Below are 14,729 nucleotides of genomic sequence, written 5' to 3' on the forward strand. Positions count from 1 at the left end.
GGCGAAGAAATCCCCCCTTTATGAAATCCGACCCTACTCTAAGCCCAAGCCCTAGCCCAAGCGCTCCAAAAGCAGCTGCACAGGTCCTATTTCAGACGATTGGACCGGAAGAGGCTGGGCAGCGCCTGGATAATTACCTCCTCAAATGGGCTAAAGGGGTTCCTAAGAGCCACCTCTATCGCATCATTCGCTCAGGCGAAGTTCGGGTCAACAAGAAACGCGCAGAGCCCACTACCCGCCTAATGGAGGGGGACTTAATCCGCATTCCGCCAGTACGCTTAGCCGCCCCCGATCGCGGACCTGCTGAAAACGCCTTTAAAGACCAATCGCGCGCGCAGCTCTATTCCGCCAAAATGCCGATTTTGTTCGAAGATGAGGCGTTGCTCATTGTGGATAAGCCATCTGGTCTGGCAGTTCATGGTGGCTCCGGTATTTCTCTTGGCGTGATTGAGACCTTACGCATGACGCGGCCCGAGTTGCATTTCCTGGAGCTAGTACACCGGCTGGATCGCGATACCTCGGGTGTGTTGATGCTCGCAAAAAAGCGCAGCGCCCTGGTTGAGCTCCATCGGCAGATTCGAGAAGGCCTGACTGATAAACGGTATTACTTAGTCACGCATGGGCAGATCGCACTCGCAAGCCCAACGGTGCAATTGAAGTTCCCCCTGCATAAATACTTGTTAGCCAATGGTGAACGTCGCGTGAAAGTGGATCCGCAAGGATTGCCGAGCCATACTTCGCTGCGCGTGACCCAGACTTATGAGCGGGGCGAAGACCGGGTAAGCATGGCAGAGGCTCAATTAAAAACGGGTCGCACCCACCAAATTCGAGTGCACTTGCAAAAAATAGGACATCCGATTTTGGGGGATGATAAATACGGAATCGATGACGAGGATCGCCGCTTAAGGCCCAAACGCCTTTTATTGCATGCCCACCTTGCTGGATTTATTCATCCGCGTAGTGGAGAGAAGATGCGGATTGAGTCTCCCTTACCGCCTGACTTCACCGCTTTTCTGAAGGGCTTTCACCCCATTAAGCCAGAAACGGTATAGTGATTCCTCGATATTCAGCAAGGTCCCCAGCAATGCCGCAAGTCCAGTCATCCCCTAAAGCAAGTCATAGTAAAGACCAAGAACGACGCTATGAGCTGATTGTGTGGGACTGGGATGGCACCATCATCGACTCCACTCCAACGATTGTGTTTTGCATTCAGCAGGCTTGCCGCGATCTTGGCTTTCCAGAGCCAGATGATTCTTTGGCAAGTTCAGTGATCGGATTGGGCATTCAGGATTCACTGCGCAGGGCGGTGCCATGGATTGAGCCGGTGCATTTCCCCAAATTAGTAGATCGCTTTCGCCACCATTATTTAGCGCGTGATCATGATCTGCATTTATTTGGCGGTATTCGTGAACTACTAGAGGAACTTCGTGCTGCCGGTTTTCGTCTGGGCGTAGCAACGGGTAAATCGCGCGTTGGTTTAGATCGTTCATTGACTCACCATGGCCTTGGCCATCTGTTTGATGAAACACGTACTGCCGATGAATCGTTTTCAAAGCCGCATCCCGGTATGTTACTTGAGCTCTCTGATGTGCTGCAAGTGCCGGTACGTCGAATGTTGATGGTGGGGGATACCACCCATGATTTGCAAATGGCGATCAATGCGGGTGTGGATGGGGTTGCTGTCACCTATGGCGCTCATCCACTCGATACCTTACAAACAACCGATTCCCTAGGCTATGTGCACAGCGTGCCAGAGCTTAGCGCTTGGCTTCAACACAATACCTACATTGATTTAGCTGCTGCAAAACCTGCTTAAGGATTACACATGGAACAAGAAAAAAATTGGGAGCGTCAAGCACTTGAGCACCTGCTTTTAGAAAATCTAAAAGAGAGTCGGAAAGCGCGGCGTTGGAAAACCCTATTGCGGGTTCTATCTCTCATCCTCATTGTTGGTTTCATTTTGCAGGTATTTGATTTACGCCCTTTTGGCGGCAGCTTTGGTAGCGAGCGCCATACAGCGATGGTCAGCATCGAAGGAGAAATTAGTCCAAACGCCATCGCTAACGCTTTGGATGTTGGATCCGCGTTGCAGGCTGCCTTTGAAAATGACAACAGCGTAGGCGTGATTCTGCGCATCAATAGTCCAGGTGGATCGCCAGTGCAATCCGGAATTATTAATGATGAGATTCGGCGTTTACGTGCGCTGTATCCGAATAAGCCCCTGCATGTGGTGGTAGAAGATATCTGCGCCTCCGGCGGTTATTACATTGCGGTTGCGGGCGATCAAATTTTGGTCGATAAAGCCAGCATTGTGGGTTCGATCGGGGTAGTGATGGATAGCTTTGGCTTTACTGGACTCATGGACAAGCTCGGCATCTCACGCCGCATGATTACAGCAGGTTCCAACAAGGGCATGCTCGATCCGTTTAGCAAGGAAGATCCCAAGCAAGTTGAAATGGTGCAAACCATGCTCAATGAAATTCATCAGCAGTTTATTGAGGTGGTAAAAGCAGGCCGCGGTGATCGCCTCAAAGACAATCCCGAGATATTTTCTGGTCGTGTGTGGAGTGGCGAGCAAGCAGTAAAACTGGGGCTAGCCGATGGTTTTGGTACGGTCGATACCGTGGCGCGTGATGTCTTTAAAGCGCCGAATATTCTTGACTACACCATGAAAGAAAACTTTGCCGAGCGGGTTGCCAAACGCTTTGGTGCTGAGATGGGTACTGCCGCCGGTAAAGCCTTGGTGAAGACAGGCGATATCAAATAAGGTTTAGTGCGCCAGCAATAAAAACACGCAGGGCCGATTTTGCAAGGCAGCAGAGGCTGCTTCGCTAGCGAATAGTTTCTTCCAGTCTGCAAGTGCCATGCTTCTGATTTCTTCGGTCGGTAGACTCAAGTCAAGTGCAAGGCATAGGTATGTTTGTGGCGCAAGGGCCTGCAGGCAACTCGCCATCATGGCTGCGTTTCGATAGGGCGTTTCAATCCAGAGCTGGGTTTGCTGCAACTTGCGTGATTGAGACTCTAATTGCTTGAGGCATGCAGTGCGTTCACCGCCATCTTGCGGCAGATACCCCTGAAATGCGAAACGCTGTCCATTTAGTCCGCTTGCCATTAAAGCCAAGAGCAAGGAGCTTGGGCCAATCAGTGGTTTAACGCAAGCACCTAGCCGATGTGCTGCCCACACCAACTCTGCTCCAGGATCGGCAACTCCAGGTACGCCCGCCTCAGACATCAGGCCAATATCGATGCCACGCAGCAAAGGCTCGAGGAGCGCTTCCGGTTTGATCTTGTCGCCGTACTTGGCATTACGCGCAGCACCACGCCATTCGGTCATCTGCATTTCTTGAATGGAGCAAGTTAAAGGCGCGAGGCTATCCATCGACTTTAGCAAGGCGCGTGCTGTTTTGGCGTCCTCGACAATCCAGTGCGTGAGTTGCGATGCGCAGCGCATCGTTTCAATGGGCATGACGTGGGGAAGTTGCGCTGAGCGCGCATCATCACCCAAGGTATTGGGTACTAAATAGAGTGTTCCTAGTTTCGATGCAGTCTTCATTGCAGATCATTTCGTGAGGGAGGAATTTCAAAACCGGCATCCCGCAGCAGTGCACTTAATGTAATCAAGGGGAGACCAATGAGCGCAGTAGGATCATCTGAGCGAATGGATTCCAGTAGGGCAATACCCATACCCTCACACTTTGCGCTTCCCGCGCAATCATAGGGCTGCTCTAACTTGAGATAGTTGCTCAAAGTGGCATCGGGCAAGTCCCGAAATCGAACTTCGGTAGTGACATTCATGGCAACAGAATAGTCTGCTCGCATAAGGCAGACGGCAGTATGGAAGTGCACAGTTTGGCCGCGCATGCGCTGCAATTGCGAAAGCGCATTGTCAAAATTACCCGGCTTGCCAATCGCTTCACCGTGGAGATCGGCCGCTTGGTCTGAGCCGATGACCCAGGCATTCGGATGAAGCTTTGCAATGACAGCCGCTTTTGCAATGGCCAGGCGCAGTGCCATAGCATCAACTCCTTCATTTGGAAGCGGGCGCTCATCGACCTCAGGCGAAATGGCCTCAAAAGGCAGGCCCAAGCGCGCCAAAAGGTCGCGACGGTAAATCGAGCTCGAAGCCAAAATGAGCGGCTGTGTTTGTAGGTTACCCATGCAGTAAGCGTACCTTCATTTAGACTAAGAGCATGAATCGTAATCCCGTTTTACCTACCCTGACTCTGCCCACCGAGCCCAAGGCCTTGCGCTCAATTGATCTACTGGTATCGCAAACCTATGCTGGGCATGGATTTCTCGCACTGGATGACTTGCCGCGAGTCGCTTTAGAAGCCGCCGCACGCTCCGCAGGCGATGGCTTTGAATGGGCGGTAAAGACCTATTTTGATGGGCTTGCAGGGGGTGAGCCCCGACTCAAAATGAATTTAAGCCTAAAGGGCCAGATGCACCTAATCTGCCAGCGGTGCATGCAGCCCTGCTTGGTTCAGATTGAGGAATCGCGCCAGTTCGTGTTTTTCGCGAATGAAGCCCTGGCGGATGCGTTTCCGATCGAGGATGATGCGCTTGAACCCCTGGTGGCGAGTTCGCAGTTTGATCTGCTGGGAACCATTGAGGATGAGGTTTTGCTCTCCCTGCCGCTGATTCCAAAGCACCCCGAGGGTGCGTGTGAGGCGGCTAGCTTGGGGGCCGGGGCAGACGATATCCTCAACCAAGGCGAAACCCTAAAAAAACCAGATAATCCATTTAACATATTGAAAAATATGAAGAAAAAAGACTAGATCGAGGCACCAAATCGACCTATTAAGGGCTTTAATCCCACTCCGAAAGCCTGGTTTTCGGCTGTTTCTATGTTAGAATCTTCTATTGCTTAGGAGTTCAATATGGCCGTCCAACAAAACAAAAAATCCCCTTCCAAGCGTGGCATGCACCGTGCGCACGACTTTTTAACTGCACCTGCTACTGCTGTTGAGGCGACTACTGGTGAGGCGCATTTGCGTCACCACATTTCCCCAAACGGCTACTACCGTGGTCGCAAAGTCGTTAAAACCAAGAACGATTAATTCCTCGAATCATCTGATCGAAGCGGCTTGAATTCAATTAAGCCGCTTTTTTCTTAAAACCGATTTGCCGCAATGACCGAACCCAAGAGTGTGACTCTCGCAGTCGATGCCATGGGCGGAGATCACGGTATTTCAATCACCGTTCCCGCAAGCTGTGCTTTTTTAGCCAGCCACGCGGATGCCAAAATCACCTTAGTTGGTAATGTCGATGCAATCGAGCAAGCCTTGAGCGGGCTCGGAGACGTTCCGCGTGATCGCATTCAAATTATTGCAGCTACCGAAGTGGTCTTAATGGATGATTCCATTGAGGTCGCCTTGCGGCGCAAAAAAGATTCATCGATGCGGGTTGCAATTGAGCAAGTCAAGGATCAAAAAGCCGATGCCATTATTTCTTCTGGTAATACGGGCGCCTTGATGGCCATCTCGCGATATGTTCTCAAAACCCTCGATGGCATTGATCGCCCAGCGATTGCAACGGGCATGCCCAATGAACTCGGTGGGGCCACCACCGTTTTGGACCTGGGCGCTAACGCCGATTGTGAGCCTCTGCACTTAATGCAATTTGCACAGATGGCGGACGTGATGGTGCGGGTCGTCGAAGGAAAGCCAAGCCCAACAATCGGTTTACTCAATATTGGTGAGGAAGTGATTAAAGGCAACGAGGTTGTCAAACTCACGGGTGAGTTATTGCGTGCCAGCAATCTCAACTTTTATGGCAATGTTGAGGGCAATGATATTTTTAAGGGCACAACGGACATTGTGGTGTGCGATGGTTTTGTCGGTAATGTGGTCTTGAAGGCCAGTGAAGGATTGGCAAAAATGATGAGTGGCTTGATTCGCCAGGAATTCAATCGGTCATGGTTAACCAAAATAATGGCCATGTGCGCCATGCTGCCGCTGCTGCGCGTGCGCAAGCGAGTCGACCACCGGCGTTATAACGGCGCCGTTTTATTGGGTCTGCGCGGATGCGTGATTAAAAGCCATGGCTCTGCGGATAGTTTCAGTTTTGGCTTTGCTCTGGAGCGGGCATATGAAGCAGCCAAAGGCAATATGGTGGAACGCATTGCCGAGGCATTTGCAATGAGGGCGCCAGCATGACAATCTATTCCCGTATTGCCGGCACTGGCAGTTATTTGCCTGCGCTGCGCCTAAGTAATGATGATCTCGTGGCACGCCTGGCAAAGTCAGGCCTTGAGACCAGTGACGAGTGGATTAAGACGCGCAGCGGTATTGAGGCGCGCCACTTTGCAAGCGATAGCGAGCTCACTAGCGACCTTGGTATGAAAGCAGCTCAAGCTGCAATGGCGAGTGCCAATTGCACTGCTGCTGATCTGGATCTGATTATTTTGGCCACCTCCACGCCAGACCATTTGGGCGGCTTTCCGAGTACTGCGTGCGTGATTCAAGATAAGTTGGGCGCCCACCACGGCTGCGCCGCTTTTGATGTGCAAGCCGTATGCGCCGGATTTATGTATGCCATGTCAGTTGCCGATGCCATGATTCGAACCGGTGGCTATCGTAAGGTCTTGGTGATTGGTGCGGAAGTGTTTTCCCGTATCCTCGATTTTCAAGATCGCACCACCTGCGTCTTGTTTGGTGATGGCGCAGGCGCAGTTATTTTGGAGGCTAGCAGTGAGCCAGGCATCTTGGCCAGTGCATTGCATGCCGATGGAAGTCAGCGCGATATTCTGTGCGTTCCTGGCCGAGCAGTTAGCGGCGGCATTACAGGATCGCCGTTTATGACCATGGATGGTCAGGCCGTGTTTAAGCTTGCCGTCAAAGTACTCGAGCAAGTTGCCCATGAAGTGCTCGATCGTGCAAACCTAAAACCCGAACAAATTGATTGGCTCGTGCCACACCAAGCCAATATTCGCATCATGGAGGGCACAGCCCGCAAGATGGGCATGTCGATGGATAAAGTGATCGTGACTGTTTCTGAGCATGGCAATACATCGGCCGCATCAATTCCACTCGCGCTGGATGCGGGTGTGCGATCGGGGCAAATTCAGCGCGGTCAGCATCTCTTACTTGAAGGCGTGGGCGGTGGTTTTGCCTGGGGCGCGGTCGTCCTAAAATATTAATTCAGCGATTCTTTGGAATTTTTCATATGACATTTGCATTTGTTTTTCCAGGTCAAGGCTCCCAGTCAGTGGGAATGCTCAACACCATTGCCGATCGTCCTGAAGTGCGTGCCACGATTGAAGAGGCATCCGACGCCTTAGGTGAGGACATTGGTAAATTAATTGCCGAGGGTCCTGCTGAGGCCTTATCGCTCACCACCAATACACAACCCGTGATGCTCACGGCCGGAGTCGCCTTTTATCGCGCTTGGTTAGCCGCGGGCGGACCCAAGCCTGCAGTGATGGCGGGACATAGCTTAGGCGAGTACTCTGCTTTAGTGGCATCGAATGCATTGGCATTCAAAGACGCAGTTCCCTTGGTGCGCTTTCGTGCAGAAGCGATGCAAAGTGCTGTCCCTGTTGGTACTGGCGGCATGGCAGCCATCTTGGGCTTGGACGACGCCACTGTAGTTGAGGTTTGCCGCGCTGCAAGCCAGGCTGCAGGTGGAGTGGTAGAGGCCGTCAATTTCAATGCCCCTGGGCAGGTGGTTATTGCCGGCGCTAATTCCGCAGTGACTAAGGCCTGTGAGTTACTAAAAGAGGCGGGCGCGAAGCGTGCCTTACCGCTGCCGGTATCAGCACCATTCCATTCATCGCTCTTGCAGCCGGCCTCTGAGAAACTAAAAACGTATTTTGAAAACCTGGCAATCCTTACTCCAGAAATTCCAGTGATTAACAATGTGGATGTCACTATCCTCAGCAGCCCGGCTGACATCAAAGAATCCCTGGTGCGCCAAGCTGCCAAACCCGTACGCTGGCAAGAAATTATTCATGCGATGGCAGGGCAGGGTGTTACGCAGGTATATGAATGCGGCCCCGGCAAAGTTTTGGCGGGCCTGACTAAGCGCATTCATGAAGGCGTCATCGGCCTACCAATTTTTGATGCAGTGAGCTTGAATGAAGCCCTAGAGGCAGCCAAGCAACAATAAGTACAAGGAAGAAAGATGAATCTGGATCTAACAGGACAAATCGCGCTGGTGACCGGCGCCTCCCGTGGTATTGGGCAAGCCATCGCGGATGCCTTGATGCAATCGGGCGCCAAGGTCATTGGTACCGCAACCACGGCAGAAGGTGCTGCTGCGATTGACGTGCGCGTAAAGGCGAATGGCGGCCGTGGAGTTGCGCTGAACGTGACGGACCCAAAGGCATGCGAAGACATTATTGATTTAATTGTGAAGGACTTTGGCGGCATTCAGATTTTGGTGAACAATGCCGGTATCACGCGTGACCAGTTGGCGATGCGCATGAAGTCCGAAGAATGGACCGATGTGATCGATACCAATTTAAGTGCGGTGTTTCGTTTGTCGCAGGCCGTATTGCGTCCAATGATGAAGGCGCGTTCCGGTCGCATTATTAACATCACCTCGATTGTTGGGCATATGGGAAATCCAGGTCAAGCGAACTATGCGGCTGCAAAGGCTGGGGTGTCTGGCATGACCCGGGCCTTGGCTCGCGAGATTGGCAGTCGCAACATTACCGTCAATTGCGTTGCCCCTGGCTTTATTGATACCGATATGACCCGCGCTTTAAGCGAGGAGCAGCAAAATGCGCTCAAGGCGAACATTCCATTGGCTCGCTTGGGGACCCCCGAAGATGTGGCTCAGGCAGTGGCGTTTTTGGCCTCTTCGGCGGCGGCTTACATCACTGGAAACACCCTCCACGTCAATGGTGGCCTATATTTAGCTTAATTTTACTAATCTGGAAAGAGGCAGTTCTGCCAGTGTTTGTGCCAAACTGCTAAAATCCTTGAATCATTTTTTACAACCCCTGGGGGACTTAATGGATAACATCGAACAACGCGTTAAGAAGATCGTCGCTGAACAATTAGGCGTGGCTGAGGGAGACATCAAAAATGAGTCATCCTTTGTTAATGACTTAGGCGCTGACTCGCTTGACACAGTTGAATTGGTTATGGCTTTGGAAGATGAGTTTGGTATTGAAATTCCAGACGAAGAAGCTGAAAAAATTACGACCGTTCAACTCGCAATCGATTTTGCTAAATCAAAAGCCCAGGGTTAATTCCTGAGCTAGGCCCAAGGCTGTGTCCGCTATGAAAAACCAGCGCCGCGTGGTTGTCACCGGCCTGGGGATTATTTCCCCGGTAGGCAATTCGGTTGACACGGCATGGGCTAGCGTCGTGAGTGGTAAAAGCGGTATTGCCACCATTACCAAGTTTGATCACACTCCGCTGAGCGTTCATTTTGCGGGTGAAGTGAAAGACTTCAATGTAGAAGAATATGTCTCGGCCAAAGAAGCGCGTCACATGGATACCTTTATCCATTACGGCATTGCTGCTGGCGCGCAGGCAATTCGAGACAGTGGCATTGAAATCACCGAAGAAAACGCGGAGCGTATTGGCGTTCTAGTGGGCTCTGGCATTGGCGGTCTGCCAATGATCGAAGACACCGGTGCTGAATTGCTAGCCCGTGGCCCACGCCGAATTTCCCCATTCTTTGTTCCTGGCTCCATCATCAATATGATTTCGGGGCATTTGAGTATTTTGTTTAATCTCAAAGGCCCGAACGTAGCTGCGGTGACTGCCTGCACAACCGGCTTGCACAGCATCGGCCTGGCCGCACGATTGATTCAATACGGTGATGCAGACATGATGGTCGCCGGCGGTGCAGAGTCGACTATTTCCGCCTTAGGTGTCGGTGGCTTTGCTGCTGCCAGGGCCTTATCAACCCGTAATGATGACCCAGCCACTGCTTCCCGTCCTTGGGATAAAGATCGCGATGGGTTTGTATTAGGCGAAGGCGCTGGCGTTGTCGTACTCGAAGAGTATGAGCATGCACGCGCGCGTGGCGCCACCATTTACTGCGAATTACTCGGCTTTGGTATGAGTGGGGATGCATATCATATGACCGCCCCCAATATGGATGGACCGAAGCGCTGTATGCAAAACGCGATGCGTGATGCAGGCCTCAATGCAGATCAAATTCAGTACGTAAACGCGCATGGCACCTCAACGCCGCTCGGCGATAAGAATGAGACTGAAGCCATTAAAGCGGCCTTGGGTGATCATGCCAAAAAGGTGGTGGTCAATTCAACCAAGTCCATGACGGGTCATTTATTAGGCGGCGCTGGTGGCCTTGAATCCGTCTTTACTATTTTGGCTCTGCACCACCAAAAATCACCGCCCACGATTAATATTTTTAACCAAGATCCCGAGTGCGACTTGGATTACTGCGCGAATACCGCGCGCGACGTCAAAATCGACCATGCCATCAAAAACAACTTTGGCTTTGGGGGTACTAACGGTACCTTGATTTTTGGTAAGTTGACCTAATATCTAGTCATCTACCCCTTTTAAGGCCCGCAGGGCTGCACACAATATGAAAAAGACTGTTTTAGCGGTATTGACTGCCTTGAGTTTGGGTCAGCTTGCGTTTATGCCTGCTTCGATGGCGCAGCCGGCAAGGATATTGGCGCCGGATTTTGCCGATTTGGTCGAAAAGGCCAGTCCTGCCGTGGTTAATATTCGGACAACCGAGCAGCGGGCTGCAGCGCAACAAGCGCAAGGCGGACTTCCCCCTGGCATTCCGGAAGAGCAGGCAGAGTTTTTTCGTCGCTTCTTTGGTGTACCGATGCCAGGCGCTCCTAAATCTGGACCCTCTACGCCTGGGCAGCCACGCGAAGCAGAGCGCGGCGTTGGCTCTGGTTTCATTATCGATTCCAATGGTTTGATTTTGACCAATGCCCACGTGGTCGAAGGCGCCGATAAGATTTACGTCACCCTGACTGATAAGCGGGAATTTACAGCCAAGTTATTGGGTGCAGACAAGCGTACCGATGTTGCCGTGCTCAAGATTGAGGCCACTGGTTTGCCGAAACTTCCGTTGGGCGATTCCTCTAAGTTGCGGGTCGGCGAGTGGGTCTTGGCGATTGGTTCCCCATTTGGCCTTGAGAACACCGTTACTGCTGGAATTGTGTCGGCCAAAAGCCGCGATACCGGCGACTACTTGCCCTTCATTCAAACCGATGTGGCCGTGAATCCCGGTAACTCCGGTGGCCCGTTGATTAATACTGCTGGCCAGGTCATCGGTATTAATTCTCAAATCTTTAGTCGCTCGGGTGGCTATATGGGAATTTCATTTGCTATTCCGATCGATGAGGCGATGCGCGTTGCTGATCAGTTACGCACGACAGGTAAGCTGGTGCGTGGCCGGATTGGTGTTGCCTTGGGTGACCTAAGCAAAGAAATGGCTGAGACCTTGGGTCTTGGACGGCCGCGTGGTGCATACGTGCGCAATGTCGAACCCAACGGTCCAGCAGCGAGTGGCGGGATCGAAGCCGGTGATGTGATTTTGACATTCGGTGGGCGCGACATTAGCAAATCAAGCGATCTCCCACGCATCGTTGGCGAAACGAAGCCAGGCACGAAGGCAAGCGTTCAGGTTTGGCGTAAAGGATCCGCGCGCGACCTCTCCGTCGTGGTGGCAGATGCCGAGGCCAGCACAAAAACGGCTGCGGCAAAAAAGCCAGATAGTTCGGCATCTGCAGCAACCAGCAATAACCCCTTTGGACTGGGCGTAACCGAATTGTCTGACGCCAAAAAACGGGAGCTAAACGTCAAGTCTGGGGTTGAGATTACAAGCCTAGGCGAGGGAGCTGCTGCCCGGTCCGGGATTCGCGTGGGTGATGTGATTGTGCGGGTTGGTGATAGCGATGTGACGAGCGTAAAGCAGTTTGAGGGGCTAACCAAAGGTTTGGATGCCAATCGGGCTGTGGCGCTGTTTGTACGCCGCGCTGACAGTACCTTGATTGTCCCGCTGAGGCCCAAAGCCCCCTAATTTGAGGCTAATCCCCCAAAAAAGCCTAAAACCAATGGGTTTTAGGCTCAACCAGTACAATTAATCCAAGACAACTTATTGCAGCGCATCATCCTGTGCGCTGCGACAAGGTGTTTTTGCCAATCTAAATAAAACACCATGGATTTAATCCGCAACTTTTCTATCATCGCCCATATTGACCATGGTAAATCGACCCTTGCGGATCGAATTATTCAGCTGTGTGGCGGCTTATCCGATCGCGAGATGGAGGCCCAGGTCTTGGACTCCATGGACATTGAGCGGGAGCGTGGGATCACCATTAAAGCCCAAACCGCAGCCCTTAGTTACAAAGCTAAGGATGGCAAAACATATAACCTGAATCTGATTGATACCCCTGGACACGTCGACTTTTCCTATGAGGTGAGTCGCTCGCTATCTGCTTGCGAGGGGGCATTGCTGGTCGTTGATGCCAGCCAAGGCGTTGAAGCGCAAACTGTTGCCAATTGCTACACCGCCATCGAATTGGGCGTGGAGGTTGTGCCCGTTTTGAACAAAATCGATTTGCCACAGGCTGATCCAGATCGCGCCAAACAAGAGATTGAAGATGTAATCGGCATTGACGCGACAGATGCATTGACTTGCTCTGCCAAAACAGGCCTCGGTGTTGCCGATGTGCTGGAAGAGATGATCCGGCGCGTGCCGCCGCCCAAGGGCAGTGTTACCGAACCCTTGCAGGCCTTGATTATTGATTCGTGGTTTGATAACTACGTTGGTGTCGTCATGCTAGTACGCGTCGTCAACGGTGTTCTTAAGCCCAAAGATAAGATCACCTTGATGGCTAATGGCTCAACCCATTTAGTGGAGCATGTAGGTGTCTTTAGCCCGAAGTCGGTTGATCGCCCTGACTTAAGTGCAGGTCAGGTCGGTTTTATTATTGCCGGCATCAAGGAGTTAAAGGCCGCTAAAGTTGGCGACACCGTAACCCACGCAACAGGGCAACAGGGCCGTACCCCCGCGAGCGCTCCATTACCTGGATTTAAAGAAGTGAAGTCCCAGGTGTTTGCAGGTCTTTATCCCGTTGAAGCGAATGAATACGATCAGCTGCGCGAGTCACTTGAAAAGCTTAAGTTAAATGATGCATCGCTGCTCTATGAGCCTGAGGTATCGCAAGCCTTGGGATTTGGATTCCGCTGCGGATTTTTAGGTTTGTTGCACATGGAAATTGTGCAAGAGCGTTTAGAGCGCCAATACGATATGAACTTGATTACCACCGCACCTACGGTGGTGTATCAAGTGCAGCAACGGGATGGCACCCTATTGGTGGTCGATAACCCATCGAAGATGCCAGACCCTTCGAAGATCGAGGCCATCCTAGAGCCGATCGTGACGGTTAATTTATACATGCCACAAGAGTATGTTGGATCGGTGATTACGCTCTGTACCGGTAAGCGCGGCGTGCAAACCAATATGAACTACTTGGGTAGGCAGGTGCAGTTGACCTATGAAATTCCGATGGCAGAAATCGTGCTGGATTTCTTTGATCGTTTGAAGTCAGTCTCGCGTGGCTATGCCTCTATGGATTACGAATTTAAAGAGTACCGCGTGGCCGACGTGGTCAAAGTCGATATTTTGATTAACAGTGAAAAGGTTGATGCCTTATCCGTGATCGTACACCGCAGTAATAGCCAATCGCGTGGCCGTGAGGTAGTTTCCAAGATGCGCGGCATTATTCCGCGGCAGATGTTTGATGTAGCGATTCAGGCGGCCATCGGTAGTGGCATTGTCGCACGCGAAAACGTCAAAGCCTTGCGTAAAAATGTGTTGGCCAAATGCTACGGTGGCGATATTTCGCGTAAGCGTAAGTTACTTGAAAAGCAAAAAGAAGGTAAGAAGCGCATGAAGCAAGTCGGCAACGTTGAAATTCCGCAGGAAGCCTTCCTAGCTATTTTGCAGGTAGACGATAAATGAACTTCGCTCTCATACTATTCATTCTGGTGGTGGTTACTGGCGTCGCTTGGGTTGCAGACAAGCTCGTATTTGCACCACAACGAAAAGCAGCGGGCATTGCACGCATGCCTTTGTGGCTTGAATATTCAGCGAGTTTTTTCCCGGTCATTTGCGCAGTGTTTTTTCTGCGCTCATTTTTGATCGAGCCATTTAAGATTCCATCGGGATCCATGATCCCAACGCTACAAATTGGCGATTTTATTTTGGTGAACAAATACACCTACGGTATTCGTTTGCCGGTGATCAACAAAAAGATCGTCGCCTTGGGGGATCCCAAGCGCGGTGATGTGGTTGTATTTCGCTACCCACTGGATCAGTCGGTTGACTACATCAAACGCGTCGTTGCCATTCCTGGTGATACGATTACCTACCAAGACAAGCGCATTACGGTAAATGGCCAGCCTTTGGAATATACCGGTGGCGAGAACTATTTAGATCAGGAGAGCATGCGCTACGCTAAGCTCTATACCGAAACCTTTCCAGCTGATTTGGGTGGTAATCGCCATGGTATCCTCAATGATCCTGATCGCACATCTGGCATGTTTATGCCGGAGCGCTTTCCTGGGATTGAGAACTGCCAATTCTTGCCGAACAGCATGACCTGTAAGGTTCCAGCTGGGCATTACTTCACCATGGGTGACAACCGCGATAACAGTGCTGATTCCCGATTTTGGGGTTTTGTGCCCGATCAAAATATTGTCGGCCGGGCTTTCTTCGTGTGGCTCAATTTGGGCTCTCTGAGTCGCATTGGCGGATTTCAATAAACATGA

The 14,729-nt window shown here is 51.5% G+C and carries 16 protein-coding genes; 14 read left to right on the forward strand and 2 right to left on the reverse strand.

Features of this window, described 5'->3' with window-relative positions; translation table 11 throughout:
- Positions 1-20 precede the first annotated feature (20 nt).
- Genes Q8M75_RS05710 through sppA form a run of 3 tightly spaced genes read left to right on the forward strand, consistent with a single transcriptional unit; the run spans position 21 to position 2,767 of the window.
- A complete protein-coding gene (locus Q8M75_RS05710) occupies positions 21-1,052 on the forward strand; it encodes an RluA family pseudouridine synthase (RefSeq protein WP_305487190.1) in 1,032 nt (343 codons plus the stop codon).
- 32 nt (positions 1,053-1,084) lie between these two features.
- Positions 1,085-1,816, forward strand: a complete 732-nt coding sequence (locus tag Q8M75_RS05715) for an HAD-IA family hydrolase (protein ID WP_305487193.1) — start codon at positions 1,085-1,087, stop codon at positions 1,814-1,816.
- A gap of 9 nt (positions 1,817-1,825) precedes the next feature.
- On the forward strand, positions 1,826-2,767 hold the full coding sequence (gene sppA, locus Q8M75_RS05720; RefSeq protein WP_305487195.1) for a signal peptide peptidase SppA: 942 nt from the start codon (positions 1,826-1,828) through the stop codon (positions 2,765-2,767).
- Between the two features lie 3 nt (positions 2,768-2,770).
- Here the strand turns inward: sppA and Q8M75_RS05725 are convergent, their stop codons facing one another.
- A complete protein-coding gene (locus tag Q8M75_RS05725) occupies positions 2,771-3,553 on the reverse strand; it encodes an SAM-dependent methyltransferase (RefSeq protein ID WP_305487198.1) in 783 nt (260 codons plus the stop codon).
- Complete coding sequence (locus Q8M75_RS05730) at positions 3,550-4,158, reverse strand: Maf family nucleotide pyrophosphatase (protein ID WP_305487200.1); 609 nt, start codon at positions 4,156-4,158, stop codon at positions 3,550-3,552. Before Q8M75_RS05730 ends, Q8M75_RS05725 begins: the two co-directional genes overlap by 4 nt.
- A 32-nt stretch (positions 4,159-4,190) precedes the next feature.
- Between Q8M75_RS05730 and Q8M75_RS05735 the strand changes: the two genes are divergently transcribed.
- The 11 genes from Q8M75_RS05735 (at position 4,191) to lepB (ending at position 14,723) form a co-directional block, all read left to right on the forward strand.
- Entirely contained in the window at positions 4,191-4,778 is a 588-nt protein-coding gene (locus Q8M75_RS05735) for a DUF177 domain-containing protein (protein ID WP_305487201.1), read from the forward strand.
- Positions 4,779-4,880: 102 nt separating this feature from the next.
- The gene (rpmF, locus tag Q8M75_RS05740; protein ID WP_011902241.1) at positions 4,881-5,060 is read left to right on the forward strand and encodes a 50S ribosomal protein L32; all 180 of its coding nucleotides are present in this window, start codon (positions 4,881-4,883) and stop codon (positions 5,058-5,060) included.
- Positions 5,061-5,132: 72 nt separating this feature from the next.
- Positions 5,133-6,158, forward strand: a complete 1,026-nt coding sequence (plsX, locus tag Q8M75_RS05745) for a phosphate acyltransferase PlsX (protein WP_305487253.1) — start codon at positions 5,133-5,135, stop codon at positions 6,156-6,158.
- Positions 6,155-7,141, forward strand: a complete 987-nt coding sequence (locus Q8M75_RS05750; RefSeq protein WP_305487254.1) for a beta-ketoacyl-ACP synthase III — start codon at positions 6,155-6,157, stop codon at positions 7,139-7,141. The genes plsX and Q8M75_RS05750 overlap by 4 nt, the downstream gene beginning before the upstream one ends.
- A gap of 26 nt (positions 7,142-7,167) precedes the next feature.
- On the forward strand, positions 7,168-8,109 hold the full coding sequence (gene fabD / locus Q8M75_RS05755; RefSeq protein ID WP_305487257.1) for an ACP S-malonyltransferase: 942 nt from the start codon (positions 7,168-7,170) through the stop codon (positions 8,107-8,109).
- 15 nt (positions 8,110-8,124) lie between these two features.
- Positions 8,125-8,868 (forward strand): 3-oxoacyl-ACP reductase FabG, encoded by a 744-nt coding sequence (gene fabG / locus Q8M75_RS05760; RefSeq protein WP_305487259.1) that lies wholly within the window; start codon positions 8,125-8,127, stop codon positions 8,866-8,868.
- 91 nt (positions 8,869-8,959) lie between these two features.
- Entirely contained in the window at positions 8,960-9,199 is a 240-nt protein-coding gene (gene acpP / locus Q8M75_RS05765; RefSeq protein ID WP_028819177.1) for an acyl carrier protein, read from the forward strand.
- Between the two features lie 31 nt (positions 9,200-9,230).
- Positions 9,231-10,469 carry a beta-ketoacyl-ACP synthase II gene (fabF, locus tag Q8M75_RS05770; RefSeq protein WP_305487280.1) on the forward strand — a complete coding sequence of 413 codons (1,239 nt, stop codon included), beginning with the start codon at positions 9,231-9,233 and terminating at the stop codon, positions 10,467-10,469.
- A 46-nt stretch (positions 10,470-10,515) separates the two neighbouring features.
- Positions 10,516-11,973, forward strand: a complete 1,458-nt coding sequence (locus tag Q8M75_RS05775; protein WP_371131753.1) for a DegQ family serine endoprotease — start codon at positions 10,516-10,518, stop codon at positions 11,971-11,973.
- 138 nt (positions 11,974-12,111) lie between these two features.
- Positions 12,112-13,920, forward strand: coding sequence for a translation elongation factor 4 (gene lepA / locus Q8M75_RS05780; protein ID WP_305487282.1), 1,809 nt, complete (start codon positions 12,112-12,114; stop codon positions 13,918-13,920).
- Complete coding sequence (gene lepB, locus Q8M75_RS05785; RefSeq protein ID WP_305487284.1) at positions 13,917-14,723, forward strand: signal peptidase I; 807 nt, start codon at positions 13,917-13,919, stop codon at positions 14,721-14,723. Before lepA ends, lepB begins: the two co-directional genes overlap by 4 nt.
- Positions 14,724-14,729: the final 6 nt, after the last annotated feature.

The sequence above is a fragment of the Polynucleobacter sp. genome (genome assembly GCF_030693775.1).
Taxonomy (GTDB): domain Bacteria; phylum Pseudomonadota; class Gammaproteobacteria; order Burkholderiales; family Burkholderiaceae; genus Polynucleobacter.

Coding starts and splice junctions, on each gene's coding strand:
- lepB (WP_305487284.1), top strand. CDS start 13,917: ATGAACTTCGCTCTCATACTATTCATTCTGGTGGTGGTTACTGGCGTC.
- sppA (WP_305487195.1), top strand. CDS start 1,826: ATGGAACAAGAAAAAAATTGGGAGCGTCAAGCACTTGAGCACCTGCTT.
- plsX (WP_305487253.1), top strand. CDS start 5,133: ATGACCGAACCCAAGAGTGTGACTCTCGCAGTCGATGCCATGGGCGGA.
- Q8M75_RS05710 (WP_305487190.1), top strand. CDS start 21: ATGAAATCCGACCCTACTCTAAGCCCAAGCCCTAGCCCAAGCGCTCCA.
- fabF (WP_305487280.1), top strand. CDS start 9,231: ATGAAAAACCAGCGCCGCGTGGTTGTCACCGGCCTGGGGATTATTTCC.
- Q8M75_RS05730 (WP_305487200.1), bottom strand. CDS start 4,158: ATGGGTAACCTACAAACACAGCCGCTCATTTTGGCTTCGAGCTCGATT.
- fabG (WP_305487259.1), top strand. CDS start 8,125: ATGAATCTGGATCTAACAGGACAAATCGCGCTGGTGACCGGCGCCTCC.
- Q8M75_RS05750 (WP_305487254.1), top strand. CDS start 6,155: ATGACAATCTATTCCCGTATTGCCGGCACTGGCAGTTATTTGCCTGCG.
- acpP (WP_028819177.1), top strand. CDS start 8,960: ATGGATAACATCGAACAACGCGTTAAGAAGATCGTCGCTGAACAATTA.
- rpmF (WP_011902241.1), top strand. CDS start 4,881: ATGGCCGTCCAACAAAACAAAAAATCCCCTTCCAAGCGTGGCATGCAC.
- Q8M75_RS05775 (WP_371131753.1), top strand. CDS start 10,516: ATGAAAAAGACTGTTTTAGCGGTATTGACTGCCTTGAGTTTGGGTCAG.
- Q8M75_RS05725 (WP_305487198.1), bottom strand. CDS start 3,553: ATGAAGACTGCATCGAAACTAGGAACACTCTATTTAGTACCCAATACC.
- fabD (WP_305487257.1), top strand. CDS start 7,168: ATGACATTTGCATTTGTTTTTCCAGGTCAAGGCTCCCAGTCAGTGGGA.
- Q8M75_RS05735 (WP_305487201.1), top strand. CDS start 4,191: ATGAATCGTAATCCCGTTTTACCTACCCTGACTCTGCCCACCGAGCCC.
- Q8M75_RS05715 (WP_305487193.1), top strand. CDS start 1,085: ATGCCGCAAGTCCAGTCATCCCCTAAAGCAAGTCATAGTAAAGACCAA.
- lepA (WP_305487282.1), top strand. CDS start 12,112: ATGGATTTAATCCGCAACTTTTCTATCATCGCCCATATTGACCATGGT.